This window comes from Corynebacterium sp. MSK310, from assembly GCF_030227355.1.
Taxonomy (GTDB): domain Bacteria; phylum Actinomycetota; class Actinomycetes; order Mycobacteriales; family Mycobacteriaceae; genus Corynebacterium; species Corynebacterium rhinophilum.
Genome location: NZ_JASPFZ010000014.1, coordinates 1 through 15,864 on the forward strand (window position 1 = coordinate 1; position 15,864 = coordinate 15,864).

Consider the following 15,864-nt stretch of genomic DNA (forward strand, 5'->3'; position numbering starts at 1 on the left):
GATGATGACGTGGATCTGACACTGACCAGCTTGGCTAAAGACCTAGGCCTAACCTATAGCATCCTATCTGGCATTATTAGGGCACACTTCCGCATGCAGGAACTACCGCTGGTTACAGCCACCAACAGGCAGCAATGGATACTAGATACACCACGCCTTAGGGTTATCGACCGGGAAATAGAACGTGTAGGCGACAACCACGAACACATAGGCCTAGTCGATGCCGCCCTGGCAGATTTTCTCACACCGACAGCACCCAGCCAGCATGTGCCCACTGTGGCAGAAATCCGCCGGTTTATCCGAGACTTCATCGACACCCATCAGCTAGCAGTCGACGATACTGACGAGGTCGAGCCTGCCCTTAACGTAGCTGTGCATAATAACCGGGCCACGATTAGTTTGACGTGTGATAAAGCTACTGCTGCCATCATCGCCCGCCATATCGACACCCAAGCAGACAACAACAGGTGCGGTGCCGGTGAAGCCTTAATTCAACTCATCCTGGACAACACGCATACCAAAGTCGCGATTAATACCTTCACCACCGACACCACCGGCGACAATAACGCCGCCGGTGCCGGTGCCGGTGCTGGTGCTGGTGAGGCGAAAGTGTATTTCCCAGGCTACGGCTGGTCCAGCATCACCAACCTAGAAAACATCGACACCTTCACCCGACAACTTAAACCAGAAGAAACCTCGGGCTACCAGCCCACCAGCCACATCCGCGCCTACACACAAGGCAGAGACCTCACCTGCCGCTGGCCCGGCTGCACCACACCAGCACACAAATGCCAACTCGACCACCGCATCGAATACAACAACGGCGGACCCACCAGCCCCGACAACCTCGTCACCCTGTGCCAACACCACCACAACATCAAAACCGACAAACGAGTCCACTACATCATGGACCCAATAACCGGCACCATCGCCTGGCTACACACCGACGGAACCTACCACATAGACCACCCCACAGGACCACTCGCCACCACAAACACACACTGGCACTACACCTGGAAACAATTCCTCACACACAAAAGAAACAAACACAACAACAAAAAATAAGAACCACCAACCCAGCACCACCACACCAGTGCGCCCAATTCAGCCCATGGGATGATGGGACGCAGCGAATGAGCGGGTTACTATGTAGAAAGGTAATTTCCCATTTACAAGGAGAACACGCTTTATGACTGATGCCGCGGCACGCGCCGTTGACTTGTTTAAACAATACGGAAGCGATGACACAGCCGTTATCGCCCTTGATCACGTGTCCATCGAGTTTGGAAAGAACCAATTCACGGCCATTATGGGCCCTTCGGGTTCGGGCAAGTCGACGTTGATGCACACGATGGCAGGCTTAGACTCTGCTACTTCTGGTTCGGCGTTCATCGGGGATACCGATATGTCTCATCTCAATGACAAAGACATTACGGCGCTGCGCCGTGATCGCCTGGGATTCATTTTCCAGTCTTTCAACTTGGTTCCTACCTTGACGGCTGCGGAAAACATTTCGCTGCCGACGGACATTGCAGGTAAGGACGTCGACAAGCAATGGTTTGAAGAAGTCACCCGCCGCTTGGGGCTGGCGGAGCGTTTGGAGCACCGTCCGGCGGAATTGTCTGGTGGTCAGCAGCAGCGTGTGGCATGTGCTCGCGCTTTAGTGTCGCGGCCGGAGATTATTTTTGGAGATGAGCCTACGGGTAACTTGGACTCCAATTCTTCGGCTGAGGTGCTGGATATTCTGCGCACTGCGGTGGATCAGGATGACCAGACTGTGGTCATTGTGACGCATGATGCCAAGGCGGCGTCTTATGCTGATCGCGTAGTTTTCCTTGCTGACGGCAAGCTCGTTAACGAACTGCAGGATCCGACGATGGAGGCCATTCACAATGTAATGGCAGAGATTGAGGGTTAAATGGCACGCGGAAACGCAATGCGCAGGGTGTCCGTGCGCAATATTTTGGCGCATAAGTTGCGCCTTGGGCTGACAATTTTGGCGGTGGTTTTAGGCACCGCCTTTATTGCTGGCTCTTTCATGTTCACTAACTCTTTGAAGGCTACTTTTGATTCCGCGGTGGATAACCAATTCCGCGGTGTAGACGCAGTAGTTAGTGAGAACGATGATAGTGACCAGAAGCTGGATGAAGTGCTGCGCCAACAGCTGCTTGATGATCCCGCGGTTAAAAACATCAACGTCGCTGACTCGCAGACCGTGGTTGTTGCCGATGAAAATTCGGAGGCTTTCCAAACCCAAAGTGGTACTGCGAGCCTTGTGCCGTATTACCCCGCGGATAAAACCGTCGGTGGATCTAGTGAGCTGGTTGAAGGCGATGAGCCAAAAGCCATAGATGAGGTAACGATCAATTCCTCTGCTGCGGAGAAATACGATATTTCCGTTGGCCAGAAGCTTTTGGTGGTTCATCCGGATAGCCAGGATGAGGTTAGGGTCACAGGCATCGTGGAGCCGCCGGTGGAGCAGGGCGATAGCATCGAGCTGCGGATGGGCGAGGTTGATTACCTAGGACGATTTGGTGATCCCTCCCAGCTGAAGGTCTCTGCCGCTGATGGCGTAGATGCGAATGCGCTTGTCGATGACCTCAATGACAAGTTCGACATCAAAGCCGAGTCCGGCGAGCGTCTGGCAGAGCAAACCAGTGAAGCAATGACTGAGGCCTTGAAGTTTGTGAACTACTTCCTCGTTGCCTTTGGTCTTATCGCCTTGTTGGTGGGTACCTTTATTATTGCCAATACGTTTTCCATGATCGTGGCCCAGCGCATTAAGGAGTTTGCTCTGCTGCGCGCTTTGGGCGCTTCGCGTCGCCAGATCACCAATTCTGTTGTGGTGGAATCTGTCATCGTTGGCGTACTGGGTTCCATCGTCGGTGTTCTTGCCGGCGTGGGATTAGTCGCTGTTATCAAGGCAATTATGGGCGCCAACGGTATGGACATCGGCGGCGGCTTGGGCTTGAGTGTTGCGGCCGTGGTGGTCCCCATTATTTTGGGCACGATTGTCACCGTGGTCTCCGCGTGGGCTCCTGCGCGGCGCGCGGGTGCTGTGGAACCGGTCGAGGCGATGCGCACGACGGAGTCTGCCTCCGGCTCTTCTTTAAAGGTCCGCACGATTTTCGGTGCGATCCTCATGATCGGCGGTATTATTGCGGCGTTTGCGGGCGTGCTTAGCGATGCCGAAACGAACGTCCGCGCCATTCTCGTCGGCCTCGGCGCCGTCGGAGTAATTATTGGTTTCTTCCTGGCTGGGCCCGCGCTCTCTTTGCCACTGGTGCCAACACTGGGCAAGGCTATTGGTGCGCCTTTCGGGTCCATCGGCAAGCTGGCTGCTACTAACTCGCGGCGTAACCCGCGCCGCACCGCCGCTACGGCCTTTGCCCTAACCCTGGGTGTGGCATTGGTCACGAGCATCGGCATGCTGGGGCAGACGATGAAGGCTTCCATCTCGGATACGGTGGACCAAACTATTACATCGGACTATATTTTGTCCGGTCCAAGCTCCGGAAGCTTCCCGACGCCGAAGGAAACCGGTGCGCGTGCCGCAGAGGCAGACGGTGTGGATAAGGTCATTACCGTTGGCTCGGCCCCGGTTGCCGTGGACGGTCAGGCCTCCTTGGACTTTGGCGCCGGCGGTTTGTTCACCGTGACGGTAGATGCTGACCCGACCGCGATGCTGGCGATGAACATGGTGGAAGGCGATGCCAATATTGAAGGTGGCTTTGCCGCCACAGAAGACTTCGCCAAAGAAAATGGCTGGAAGGTAGGAGAAACCTACGAGGTCACCGGAAGCGAACCAGGCAAGACCGCGGAAGCGAAACTGGTCGGTACCTTTGAGCCCATCGAGACCATTCAAAATATGGTGGTTTCGCAGGACGTGGCAGAACAGGTCGCCGCTGACGGTGAATTCTCCGTGCAGATGGTGGGCGTATTAGGCCAAGAAGGCTATGACAAGGAAGAGTTGCGCCAGAACCTCGAGGATGCTGTCAAGGATCTCGTGGTGGTACAGGTCAATACCGGTAAGGAATATGCGGGTCAGGCTGCTGGCTTCATTGACCAGATGCTGGCCATTCTCTACGGTCTTCTTGCACTAGCCGTGATCATCGCGGTACTGGGCATTGTCAATACCTTGACCTTGGGCGTTATCGAGCGCCGCCAGGAGATCGGCATGTTGCGTGCGGTGGGTACGCAGCGCCGCCAAATTCGCAGGATGATCACTCTGGAGTCGGTCCAGATTTCGCTTTTCGGCGCAATCATGGGCATTCTCATTGGCCTCGGCTTGGGGTGGTCCTTCATTGAGATCTTGAATGATCAGGGCCTTGGCGGCGCCGAGGTTCCGTGGGGCATGTTGGTAACCATGCTGCTGGGATCCGCAGTTGTGGGCATCATTGCAGCGGTATGGCCATCGCAACGCGCGGCAAAGACGCCGCCGCTGGAGGCGATTGCGGATTAATGCCTGGATATCCAGGCCTTGACCGCATCCGTGGTCTTGAGGTCTGGAAGGTAGGCGTGCATCGTCGCTAGACCGATATTAGGAAGTTTCAGCTCGTCGTCGTAGCACAGGAACCATGGGTGCTCTTCGGGCTGGAACTTCTTTTTGCTTGCCGCCAGGCTGTGGAATCCGTAGAAGGGCTCGACCTCATTGCCTAGGCGCTGCAAGAGATTGTCGAGCCAGGAGGGCGACGGTGCTTGCCCGGCCAGAGGGGCGCCGGATAAGGAGATCCAGGTAGAGCCCTCGGAGTGTGCGATGAGCAAGGCTTCTGAGATGAGCAGTTCCATAACTCCCTTGAAACCGTGCTCGTTGCGGCGCATGACGTCGAGGGTATAGCCCGCGATGGAGCCGTTTTCGAAGACAGGCATCCAGCTGGTGACGCCGTGGAGGGTGCCGTCCTGGGCTTCGGCAAGCAGCAGGCGAGTGCCGGGGACCTTCATCTCTTCTAGCCCGCCTAAGGTAAATCCCATTTCGGGCAGCGCCTTTTCTGCTACCCATTCCTCGCTGAGCGCGGTGATCTTGGCGATGGTGGTCAGGTCGAGTTCAGCCCAACTGGTCCAGCGGGTGCGAATTCCTTCCTTGGTTGCTTTATTGCGGGCGGTGCGCACGTTCTGGAATTTCTTTCCCTTGAACTCTGTGCGGCAGGGCAAGACGGCCTCTTCGGCAACGTGGACGCGCTTGAGTTCTGGGTGGGCGGCGGCGAAGTCCGCGTTGACGGAATACCAAGCCACGGACCAACCCTGGTTGGAGGCGAAGGTGGCGAATTCGGTGCTGATATCGCGGCCCACGGGTGTGCCTAGGGTGAGGGCGACGCCGTTGGAGACGCGGTAGGCCACGTAGGAATCGCCGTGGAAGAAGTAGCGGTTGGATTTCCACAGGGTCATAAAGGAGAGGTGGTCGCCCGTGCCGGATTCGAGCAGGCGGCGCGCGGTGCGGATATCTGCCGCGTTTGCTGGATCGGTGGGCCGGGAGAAGCCGCGATAGAGGCGGAAGGCCACGAAGATCCAAAAGGCATTTCCTATCCACTCGTAGAGAAACCAGGTAAGGGAGGACGTGGGGATTACGTGGTGGGGAAGTATCAGGGCCACCACGGTGGGCAGGAAGCGCAACGGGGTTTCAGCGAGCACGTTCGGCAGCGGGGCGTGCAGCTGCGCGATGAGAATCCAGAGCACCGAACCGCATGCGGCGATGCCAGCGCTTAACAGAGCGGTGCGCAGGAGATAGGCGCGGTTTTCGTGGGTGGGAAACAGCCGCCGGTTAATGAGCAGGATTGCGAGCACGCTAAGCCAAGGCAGCGTGACAGGGATGAGCTCGGGGAGGAAAGAAAGCCTATAGGCAAGCAGGGCAAGGGCCGCTACCTGCGATAAGACCGCGAGCCTCCAGGCGGTGATGCGCCCGCGCACGAGGCCGAAGCAAAAGACGAGTTGCAGGATGAGTGGCAACAGGTTGGCTACCACGGGCCCGATTCCGCGGCTATCTTGCCAGAGCAGGCGCGTGACATCGGAAAATGGGCCTTGCGCCAACGGATCCAGGGCGATGAAGGCGGGGCCTATCGCAACGCAGGCGACGCAGACGGCGATGAGCACGCGTTGTTCGCGGACGGTCGGCGTACCGGGTGCGGGTTTGGCGAGCAGCTGGCCGGCGGCGATGGATAGGGCGGCGGTAGTGATACCGAGGACATCGGAAAGCGCGCCCGCGTACAGCACGTACGTGGCGGTCAGGGAAAGAATGGAAATTCGGAGGCGGCGGCGCCACAGGCGGGGCATGAACGCGGAGGCGAACCCGGCCGCGCCTACGATGAATCCAATCGGACTGAGGAAGTCGGTGCTATTGGGCCAGTGCTTGGCGATGCCCAGCGTTATCGGCACTCCAATCGCCGTCGCCGCCAGCCCGGTGGTGAGGGTATAGGTGGAACCGAGGAGCCACTCGGCCGGGGCGAGCCAGGTGGCGATGAGCACGGTAATGATGATGGAAGCACCCGGGTGAGCGGTGGTGAGCGCAAGCCACGGTTTGAGGGGAAAATCGACGAGGTGTAGCGACCACATGATGGCCAGCAGAGCGATGGAAACGGGAAGCTTTTTAAGAATGGACATTGTTAATCCCATCGAACGGATCTGTTTCTACCTTGATGCCGCCGCGGGCAGCGGCCCAAGCAAAGGATTCGCGTAGCGCGGGGCGCCAGACCTGGAAGGAGTGCCCACCCGGCCGCGTGCCGTAATAGGTTTTCATTCCGGCTGCCCGAGCTTTATCTGATAGCGAGCGCAGGGCGTTGACGGATGCGGCATCGTCATCACCGGCGATGAAGATGGCCTGAAGGTTGTCGTAGCGGTTGCGCTCCAAGAGGTAGGCGGGGTCTTGGTTGTTATAGGCGGATTCATCGCCGTGGAAAAACTTATTAACGGTGGCGGAATGGTTGCCAATGGTCGGCTCGGCCTCGCCGGAGATATCGATAACGGAGCCGTAGGCATTCGGATGGGTGGTAGCTATTTGCAGCGCGCAGGTGCCGCCGTAACTTAGCCCGCCAACGGTCCAGGTGTGCTGATCGTTGTTGACTTGGAACTTTGACTTTATATCTTTGGGAACATCGCGGGTGAGGTAGGTCATGACTTGGGCGACATCGCTATCGGCGCAGATGGGGTTCGCGGTCTCGGAACCGGTGGCATCGACGGCGATGACGATGGGGCTGCGCCCGCCATTGGCCGCTTGGAATTGATCGGCGGTTTCGTCCGCTTCGCCCGAACCAAACCATTGATCCGGGCCGCCGGGGTTGCCGTGGAGAAGGACCAGAACCGGGAGGTTGTGATCCGTCCAGTATGCGGGCGGGATATACGCGGTGGCGGTGCGCGCGGAGAAGTGGGACGTTGCGCTGGGCAGATCGACGTGGACGAGGGCGGCGCCGGAATGGGTGGTGGTGAACTCGTCATAGTCCATTTCCTTCGCCACAGGGCGCGGGTCGAGGGAGCCGACGTCTGGATAGGTTTGATATTCCATATTGACTAGCCCGACGGTGGCCAAGAGGGAAAAGATTCCCACCACGACCGTGATCACCTTGGGCCTGCGCAGGAGTGCGGCCAAGGGAACTACCGCGGCTAGATAGATGTGCCAGGGTACTTCCCAGTGCCGGAGGAAGAACCACCCAATGGCGCAGAGGACGAGGGCGAAAAGTATCGGCCAGATTTTCTTTTGGGTGATAACAACGATCGCCGCTACCGCGAGGATGAGGAGGAATATGACGCCGTTGACGGGCTCGGCCAATGGCAGGTTCATAAAGAAGTTCACACAGAGAAATCGTAGGCCTGCGCTGGTCCAATCTATCTAGGAGCGAGCTGGGAATTGCGTACCTAGATCCCGTGATAGATAAGTCCAGCCCACATCACCCCGCGCCAGGCTAAAACCACTCCGATCCCGATGGTCCAAAAGAGGTATTTGCATAGGGGCCACCATTGCCGCTGTTTGACCATTTCCCCTAGCTCTTTCGCCATGGTGGACCAGGTGGAAAGTCCACCGGCGAGGCCGAGGGCGAAGAGGGGATGGGTGAAGGGGGCATCGGCAAGCTGCGAAAAGCCCACCGCCAAGCCAAAAACCAAGGAGCCCAGGATATTGGATACGAAGGTGCAATACGGCGAGGGCAGCAGGCGGGTAAAACCGTAGCGCGCCGCGCCGCCGAGAAAACCGCCGATAAGGACGAAGAGCAGGTTCATCGCAGCTTATCCCCAGCGAGGTAGGCGGCGGTGCAGCCCACGAGCGTGGCCGCGACATAGGCCAGGGCGATGCTCCAGTGGGAATCTGCGGTGAAGAAAGCAAAGCCAGCAAAGCTGGTAAAACCGCCCAAGAATCCGGTGCCCCAGAAAGGCCCGGGGCGGGTATATCCCATCAGCGCGCTGCCGACGATGTTGAGGATAAGCAGCGGGATCAGCCCGCCGCCGAGCGCGATAGTTAAGAGATAGCGGGCACCGGCGCCGAGCGCGGCACCGGACCCGGCGATGAGGAAGTGCGGCATGGGGCCCATCATAGTGGGCGAAGTCTCAGGAAAAGCACAGGGCATTGTATCTGAAAAAGGGAGGTTAAACGCTAAACTAATCGGCGTGAACAAGACGTTTGATGTGGTGAGCTTTATTGCTCGCTTTGGCATGGCCGCGGTGTGGATCATCGCCGGCGTAGAGAAGATGGCCCACCCGCTGGACACCATGCAATCTATCGAGGCCTATGAGATTTTCACGCCCGAATGGTCTGGGTATTTGGTCCAGCTCATTGGCCCGCTAGAGCTGGTGGGCGGAATGCTCCTTCTGCTGGGGATTTTCCTCCGCGAGTCCTCCAAAGTTGCGGCCGTGGTCATGGTGCTTTTCATGGTCGGCATTCTCCAGGCATGGCTGCGTGGGCTGGACATCGATTGCGGGTGCTTTGGTGCTGGTGATGCTGCTGCGGAGCCCGGCATGAACTACGGGCTGACGCTGCTTCGCGATGCCGCCTTCCTCGCCCTTACCGCATGGACCATCAAACGCCCGTTCACGAAATTTGCGCTCCACCCGTAGTGGTGGGCACAGTAGGTTGAAAGAGTCCGAAAGTATCAACAGGCAAGGTTTAAATGAGCAAAGTAAGTGACCCAAATGCCAAGTCTGGCAATGGTTTCATCTGGGGCGTCGGCGTCCTCCTCGTTATTATCGCCGTGGTCATTGGCTACATCGTGTGGAATGGCAAGCAAGCCAATGAAATCGAGGTCAATATGTCCATGGACTATAAGGACAACGCGATTACCCTGAAGTCCGATGCGGCCAATGACGATACTCCAGAAGTAGATCTCTACGAAGACTTCTCCTGCCCCCACTGCGCGGAGTTGGCGGAAAGCACCGATGAGGAGATGAAGCAGGCGATTGAGGATGGCAAGCTGGTCGTCCACGTGCGCACACTGAATTTCTTGGACAAGGTGCGTGATGAAAACAATGATGGCTACTCCACTAAGGCTGCGGCAGCCTTGTCGGAACTAGCTAAGTCCGGCGATGTGAAGACCTACTGGAATTTGCGCGACTACATGATGCAGAACCAGCAGAGCGTTGCCACCAAGTGGGACATCGAGGACATCGCTGACCAAGCGAAGGAGCTCGGCGCCGAGGATGCCGTGGTTGATTCCATCAAGAACGTGGATATCGAGCAAGGTAATAAGGTTGGCAAGGCAAACTCAGACAAGCTGAAAAAGGAAACCGACTCCGTTTCCTCGCCGCGCGTTGTCCAAAACGGCAAGGATATTCCGGATAAGGATTCTGGTCAGTCTTTGAATGACTGGGTAGACGTCGCCACCAAGTAGCAGGCGATTTGGTGAGTTAAATACTCGCCATGTATATTCATACGAGTTGCGGCCCACAGGGTTGCACCTCGTATATGGGGCTATGGCGCAGCTGGTAGCGCACCACACTGGCAGTGTGGGGGTCACGGGTTCGAATCCCGTTAGCTCCACAATATAGTGTCCCGAGGCATCGTTGAAGAACGGTGACTCGGGATTTTTTATGCGAAAACACGTCTGGTTCACCGTGTGTTGGTGGTGTCGCCTGTTAACAAAGAATCATGTAATGTAACCCGTGTAAACCGTTGGAACCTTTTTGAAAATGGGAAATCATATGGATCTTACTGTGAAAGCTGCGGCTGCTGGCGCAATCTCTGCAGCCGCACTTGCACTTTCTGCTCCCGCCGCCACTGCGGCGATTCCTGGGAACCCAATGTCTGCTCCGACGTGTGCTAATCAGCAGGTCGTTTTTGTTCCTGTCGGAGCGAATACTATTCCGTCAGCACCTTCGGATGTTCCGCACGGTCTGATTACCGGACAGATGGGCGTAAAGCTCGGACTCCAGCCGGATACGAACGCCACCTTTGTGGGCTACCAGGCCTTCCCATTTGCTGTGTCGAAATATTCTGACTCTTCTAACGAAGGATATAACCGCACGGCAGCTAAGATCCAGCAAATCCAGAATGATTGCCCGAATAGTAAGATTTCCTTGGTCGGCTACTCCGAGGGAGCAGATATTTCCGCACGCATCATCAACGATGCAGCGCACGGGCGCGGACCACTTGATAAAGATAGGTTTGCATCTGCAGCCCTCTATGCCAACCCGTATCAAGGCGGTAATGGTGCTGCGCAGTATCACGATGACATGTCCAATGCGACCGGCGCGCTAGGCCACCTCGACGGTGGGTACGGCGAACTGGGGGCTGACGTGCTTGAGGTTTGCAACCCGCAGGATATTATTTGTAACTACCCACAGGAATATCTGGGATTGGTATCCCCGTCCATGGAAGTGGACGCGGTACACGGCAAGCTTCCTCTGCAGCAGATCGTAGGTGAGGCTGCGCAGCATGGCCCAATGGATAATATAAACCTGTTGCGCGGACAACTTGCGCACCTGCAGTACGGTGGTGCTGAATTTCAGGCAGGCATCGATTGGATCAATAACCACTAACCAGAAAACTCATAAAAATATCCCGCATAGTTCAAAACTATGCGGGATATTTTCTTCCTACTTACTGCAGAGCGTGGCCGATGAACTGGCCATAAGCTGCGGTGCCGTGGGCATTAAGGTGCAGTGGTAGGTTGCCGGGAGCTGGTGGTACTGGGTCAACGAGGTTAACCCACCAGCGGTCTGGGGAGCACATGTCATGTCCTTCAGATATGGGCTGTGCATCTAAGAATGTTGCGCCGTTTTGCTCGGACACTTCGCGCAGGGTGTTTTGCAGGCGCTGCTCTGTATCAGAGACGGCTGCGATAGGCAGGGGAGTGATCGAAGAGGTCAGGCAAGTGGTGTTCTCCCGGGTAATGTGCGGGTAACCTACGACAGTCACCTTGGCATTTGGCGCATGTTGGTGGGCTATATCGAGTGCACTGCGGAGACCACCGCGAATCGCACGGTCGGAAGCCTCGATATCCGATTTGTAGGGGTAAGTGTCATTTGCGCCGGCAACGATGACGACATTTTTGGTCTCGTGGTTGAGGTTGCCGTCTTCTGCTGCCTTTCGGAGAGAATTATCGACGTGAATACCGCCAGTGGCTAAAGAGGCACCTGCGCATTGGTACTGGTCAACGTGTGCACCGGAAACATTGTTCATCTCAGTGGCAATGGCGTTATCGGTAACGCAACCTACTCCGGTATTGGCCTTCTTATGTGCCTTGTTCAGTGCATGGTCGGTGAAGGTTGGGTTGGCTACAATACTGTCACCAACGAGAACAGTGTTTCCTGGGACTGCAGCTGTGCCAACGGTACTCGTGCCCACAAGCGCTGTGATGAAAGTAGCAGCTGCGGCGAGCTTATTAATACGCTTCACTTTTACTCCGCGTTTATTTTCTGGGAATAGGGGAGGGGTAGGGCCTAGTTCCTTAGACCATTGGTAATAATACCTGCCATTCCTGTGTGCCCTACATCAGTTGGGTGCATAGGCATCACGGAAGGAGCCGTGGGGGTCTTAGCAATGACAGCCCACCGGTGGTTGGTATCCGGCTGGCAAGGATCGTGCGTTTTCGCTTGGTTGTGTAGATCGATGAAGTTCACGCCAAGGGAGTCTGCGGCACGTCCGATTTCGCGGTTGAACTCTTCTTCGGCGCCAGTAACACCAGGGATGGACAGTGGCAGCTGCATCCGGTCGTCATTGATCACACAGAGGGTGTCATTAACCGTCATCGGGATGTAGTTGACCATTGTGATGCGGGCATTCGGGGCGACGGACCGAATTTTATCGAATTGTGCGGTCAGTAATCCGCGGTAGGTTGAGCCCTTAGGGATATTTGGGGCGGCGGCGTTAGCCAGTGCATCGACATAGGAGCCAGGCTGTAAGCCGCCATACATGAAGGCGACTTCTTTCGTATCGGGGCCGATATTTCCGGTACGGATCGCGTGTTCGACGTGGGCAGCTACCCAATAACTGGTTCCGTTGCATGTGTAGTCCGCAAGGCTGTGGCCGAGATTCCGGGCGGTTTGGTGTGGCCAGTTGTGGGTGTCATTGCCACACGTGTGGACTGGAATACCAGGGATAGAGAAGGGGCTGACTGCTGCGCGGTCCCCAGGGGCGCCGCCGTTAGCGGAAAAAGAGTCGCCGAAAGTGACCATTTCCTTTCCGTGGGGCTCTGCTGCGTTGGCAGACTGGGCCATCGTCAAGGCGGCACCAAGTGCGAGGAGACCACCGGCGATCTTCTTTTTAATACTGTTAATTCCGATCATAGTTATCCTTTTCAATTCGAGAGAGACAATTTACCATTCGGTAAATGCTTTATATGCAGCATCTTAGTGCGCCGTAGGCCAATAAACTAAATGGTAAAAGCTGTCAATTAGGGTGTGGGATATGTAATCACTTTTCCGTCCTAACCTGGTGTGCTACTGAAGCGGTTATGCTGGTCAATATGCAGACCTTTGCGAAGCAAGTAAGCGATAAAGACCAAGCTGGTGCTGAGGCTGCCGGCCTCCGGTGGTTGGGTGAAGCCACGGATGCGGTAGCCACAGTAATTAGCGCCGACGACAAGGAAATCGTTACAGAACGCATCAACGAGGTAGTGCCCACTTCAGAGGCCGCGCGAAAATTTGGTGCAGAGCTCGCGCGCGTGCACCGCGCTGGGGCGCCGGCCTTTGGCAGTGCGCCGGAGGGGTGGGAAGGCAAAAACTTCATCGGCACCATCGAGCAGGAGTGCACGCCCACCGATAACTGGGGTGAATTCTATGCCCAGCAGCGCGTGCTGCCCTTTGCGGAGCCGGCCGGAATAAGTACCGCGCAAAGGGACTTGGTTAAGCGCGCTTGCGATGCGATCGCCGCCCGCAGCTGGGATGTGGCCCCCGCACGCATCCACGGTGACCTGTGGGCGGGCAACCTGCTTTTCGATGCCCAGGGTGGCATCATGATCGACCCCGCCGCTCACGGCGGACATCCCCACACGGATTTGGGCATGTTGGCGCTATTCGGCGCGCCCTATATAGAGGAAATCTTCCGCGGCTATGGGGCGCCGCAGGATATTGAGACCTGGATTCCCATGCACCAACTGCACCCACTGGCAGTACACGCGCTCACCCACGGCTCGGCGTATAACCGGCCGCTAGAGCGCGCGGCGCTCGCCACGCTAGAGGCGCTGGCTTAGCTGGTTGGACCCTGTGGCATCTGGCGCTTATGGCCACCTCGGTGCCACAAGGTTTCGATGCGTTCGCGGGAGGCATCGGGAACCGCCTTGCCCTCTAAGTAGTCATCGATGTGGGCGTAGGTGACGCCGAGCGCCTCTTCATCGGGAAGCTGCGGTTTATCGTCTTCCAAATCCGCGGTAGGGACCTTGGACCACGTGGACTCTGGCGCACCTAAGTGCTTGAGCAATGCCGCGCCTTGGCGCTTATTTAGCCCGGCCAAAGGGAGGAGATCCGCTGCGCCATCGCCCCACTTGGTATAGAACGCGGTGACGTTTTCGGCTGCGTGATCCGTACCTACAACCAGCGCGCCCACCTCGCCGGCGATGGCATATTGCGCGGTCATGCGCAGGCGCGCCTTGGCATTGCCGCGATTGAAATCATTCAAGGAATCTTGGTTCACCGCGCGCGCCACTTCTTGGCTCAGCGCCGCGGTGGCCGGCTGAATATCAACGGTGACCCGGTGATCGGGGTGGATGAAATCAAGGGCGATCTGGGCATCGTCCTCATCGGCCTGCGTGCCGTGGGGCAGGCGTACGGCCCAAAAATCGGCGCCTTCTACCCGCTCTACTGCCATCTGGGCGAGCTTTCCCGCCAAGGTGGAATCCTGGCCGCCGGAAATGCCTAGCACGTAGCCTTTGGCACGGGTCAGTTCCAAGTATTCCACGAGGAAATCTACGCGGCGGGCAACTTCCTCTTCTGGATCGATAAAGGGGCGTACATCCAGCTGTTTTATGATGGATTGTTGCAAGTTTTCGGCATCGGGTGACATGACGTTCATCGTAGTCTCCTGACACAATTGCGTGCTGTGAATAAAGAAAGTTATGTCAAGGTAGTTGCAGCAATTGCCGCCCTTGGCGGTTTATTATTTGGATACGACACCGGCGTGATGTCCGGTGCTTTGCTGTATATCACCCCGGAATTTAATATGACAGCCCACCAAGAGGGGTGGGTGACCTCCATGCTGCTGGTAGGTGCCGCGGTAGGTGCTTTGACCGCAGGCCGCATTGCGGACCGGTTTGGCCGCCGCTTTACGCTGATTGCCGGCGGCATCATCTTTGTTTTGGGCTCCATCTGGTGTGCACTGGCGGGCTCGGTGACCATGCTAGCCACGGCCCGTACCTTCCTGGGCTTTGCCGTCGGTGCGGTATCCATTGTTTCGCCCATGTATATCTCGGAGATGGTGCCAGCCAAGATCCGCGGACGCATGGTCTCCCTGAATACCCTGTTGATCGTGGTAGGCCAGTTGCTGGCCTACCTGGTGAACTCGGCCCTCGCGCCCACTGAAAGCTGGGAATGGATGCTGGGACTTGCGGCCGTACCGGGTGCGGCCCTGGCTGTGGGGATGATCTTCTTGCCAGAAACCCCAGTCTGGTTGGCCACGCACAATAAGATGTCGCGGGCCCGCGAGGTCGCAAGCCGCGCCGGGATGGATCTGGCGGAGCTTACCTCCCAGGAGACGGCGCGTCGTTCCAGCGGCTCCGAGTGGAAGGCGCTGAAGGCCAATCGCTGGATGCAAGTGACGGTATTGCTCGCCATGCTGATGGGCCTGACCCAGCAGATTACTGGCGTTAATGCCATCGTCTACTTCGCGCCCACCATGATGAGCCAGGTAGGAATTTCCACCACCAACTCGGTCTATACCTCGATTGTCATTGGTGTGGTCTCCGTCATCGCCTGCTGGGTGGGCCTCAAGGTGGTCGACCGTATTGGCCGCAAGCGCCTGCTGCTTATCGGCCTGACCGGCAACGTGATTTCGCTATTCATCTTGTCCGTGGCGTACTCGCACGCAGCCGATTCCACCACGATGGCGATGGTCTCACTGGTATTCATGGCCTCGTTCATTGCCTTCCAGCAAGCAGCGGTCTCGCCGACGACCTGGCTGCTCATCTCGGAGCTCGTGCCCCTGCAGGTACGCGGCTTGGGCATGGGCATCGCCGGGCTCTCGCTGTGGGCCACCAACTGGGCCGTGGCCCAGTACTTCCTGCCGCTGGTGGAGTGGCTCACCGGCCCGGTGGCCTTTGGAGTCTTTGGCGTGCTGGGGCTCATCGCCATCGGCTACACCCGCATTTTGGTACCAGAGACCATGGGACGTAGCCTGGATGAGGTAGGCGAGGAGATGAAATCCCGCTACTCGCGGGAATCCGCACCCCATTAAGTCCTAGTGTTTTGGTCTTAATGGCCGCGTGAGGTAAAATTATTCCTCGTGTCATGGCTGGGGAT

Annotated in this window: 15 protein-coding genes and 1 tRNA gene; 9 read left to right on the top strand and 7 right to left on the bottom strand. The window is 57.2% G+C overall.

Annotated features, from left to right (window positions below):
- From QP891_RS09625 to QP891_RS09635, 3 genes are all read left to right on the top strand, one after another.
- Window positions 1-1,065 (top strand): HNH endonuclease signature motif containing protein (locus tag QP891_RS09625; RefSeq protein WP_284817044.1); only part of this gene is annotated, 1,065 nt, incomplete at its 5' end.
- Between the two features lie 124 nt (window positions 1,066-1,189).
- A complete protein-coding gene (locus tag QP891_RS09630) occupies window positions 1,190-1,918 on the top strand; it encodes an ABC transporter ATP-binding protein (RefSeq protein WP_284771031.1) in 729 nt (242 codons plus the stop codon).
- Window positions 1,919-4,462, top strand: coding sequence for an ABC transporter permease (locus QP891_RS09635; protein WP_284783330.1), 2,544 nt, complete (start codon window positions 1,919-1,921; stop codon window positions 4,460-4,462).
- On the opposite strand, the gene QP891_RS09640 is transcribed toward QP891_RS09635, so the two are convergent.
- From QP891_RS09640 to QP891_RS09655, 4 genes are all read right to left on the bottom strand, one after another.
- Window positions 4,459-6,594 carry a bifunctional lysylphosphatidylglycerol flippase/synthetase MprF gene (locus QP891_RS09640; protein WP_284771033.1) on the bottom strand — a complete coding sequence of 712 codons (2,136 nt, stop codon included), beginning with the start codon at window positions 6,592-6,594 and terminating at the stop codon, window positions 4,459-4,461. The two genes, QP891_RS09635 and QP891_RS09640, sit on opposite strands and share 4 nt — an antisense overlap.
- Window positions 6,581-7,780 carry an alpha/beta hydrolase gene (locus QP891_RS09645; protein WP_284771034.1) on the bottom strand — a complete coding sequence of 400 codons (1,200 nt, stop codon included), beginning with the start codon at window positions 7,778-7,780 and terminating at the stop codon, window positions 6,581-6,583. The genes QP891_RS09640 and QP891_RS09645 overlap by 14 nt, the downstream gene beginning before the upstream one ends.
- A gap of 62 nt (window positions 7,781-7,842) precedes the next feature.
- Complete coding sequence (locus tag QP891_RS09650; protein ID WP_239270136.1) at window positions 7,843-8,202, bottom strand: fluoride efflux transporter FluC; 360 nt, start codon at window positions 8,200-8,202, stop codon at window positions 7,843-7,845.
- Window positions 8,199-8,501 carry a fluoride efflux transporter family protein gene (locus tag QP891_RS09655; RefSeq protein ID WP_239270137.1) on the bottom strand — a complete coding sequence of 101 codons (303 nt, stop codon included), beginning with the start codon at window positions 8,499-8,501 and terminating at the stop codon, window positions 8,199-8,201. Before QP891_RS09655 ends, QP891_RS09650 begins: the two co-directional genes overlap by 4 nt.
- Before the next feature lie 85 nt (window positions 8,502-8,586).
- Here QP891_RS09655 and QP891_RS09660 point away from each other — a divergent pair, with 85 nt between their 5' ends.
- From QP891_RS09660 to QP891_RS09675, 4 genes are all read left to right on the top strand, one after another.
- Window positions 8,587-9,033 (top strand): MauE/DoxX family redox-associated membrane protein, encoded by a 447-nt coding sequence (locus QP891_RS09660; RefSeq protein ID WP_284771035.1) that lies wholly within the window; start codon window positions 8,587-8,589, stop codon window positions 9,031-9,033.
- A gap of 53 nt (window positions 9,034-9,086) precedes the next feature.
- Complete coding sequence (locus tag QP891_RS09665; protein WP_284771036.1) at window positions 9,087-9,803, top strand: DsbA family protein; 717 nt, start codon at window positions 9,087-9,089, stop codon at window positions 9,801-9,803.
- A gap of 76 nt (window positions 9,804-9,879) precedes the next feature.
- Window positions 9,880-9,952 (top strand) — tRNA-Ala (locus QP891_RS09670).
- A gap of 173 nt (window positions 9,953-10,125) precedes the next feature.
- Complete coding sequence (locus QP891_RS09675) at window positions 10,126-10,950, top strand: cutinase family protein (RefSeq protein ID WP_284817046.1); 825 nt, start codon at window positions 10,126-10,128, stop codon at window positions 10,948-10,950.
- Window positions 10,951-11,011: 61 nt separating this feature from the next.
- On the opposite strand, the gene QP891_RS09680 is transcribed toward QP891_RS09675, so the two are convergent.
- Both QP891_RS09680 and QP891_RS09685 read right to left on the bottom strand, forming a co-directional pair.
- Entirely contained in the window at window positions 11,012-11,809 is a 798-nt protein-coding gene (locus tag QP891_RS09680) for a GDSL-type esterase/lipase family protein (RefSeq protein WP_284771038.1), read from the bottom strand.
- A 44-nt stretch (window positions 11,810-11,853) separates the two neighbouring features.
- Entirely contained in the window at window positions 11,854-12,699 is an 846-nt protein-coding gene (locus QP891_RS09685) for a GDSL-type esterase/lipase family protein (protein ID WP_284771039.1), read from the bottom strand.
- Window positions 12,700-12,866: 167 nt separating this feature from the next.
- Between QP891_RS09685 and QP891_RS09690 the strand changes: the two genes are divergently transcribed.
- On the top strand, window positions 12,867-13,604 hold the full coding sequence (locus QP891_RS09690; RefSeq protein WP_284771040.1) for a fructosamine kinase family protein: 738 nt from the start codon (window positions 12,867-12,869) through the stop codon (window positions 13,602-13,604).
- On the opposite strand, the gene nadE is transcribed toward QP891_RS09690, so the two are convergent.
- Window positions 13,601-14,422 carry an NAD(+) synthase gene (nadE, locus tag QP891_RS09695; protein ID WP_284771041.1) on the bottom strand — a complete coding sequence of 274 codons (822 nt, stop codon included), beginning with the start codon at window positions 14,420-14,422 and terminating at the stop codon, window positions 13,601-13,603. The two genes, QP891_RS09690 and nadE, sit on opposite strands and share 4 nt — an antisense overlap.
- A 27-nt stretch (window positions 14,423-14,449) precedes the next feature.
- Between nadE and QP891_RS09700 the strand changes: the two genes are divergently transcribed.
- The gene (locus QP891_RS09700; protein ID WP_284771042.1) at window positions 14,450-15,799 is read left to right on the top strand and encodes a sugar porter family MFS transporter; all 1,350 of its coding nucleotides are present in this window, start codon (window positions 14,450-14,452) and stop codon (window positions 15,797-15,799) included.
- The last annotated feature ends 65 nt before the right edge of the window (window positions 15,800-15,864 follow it).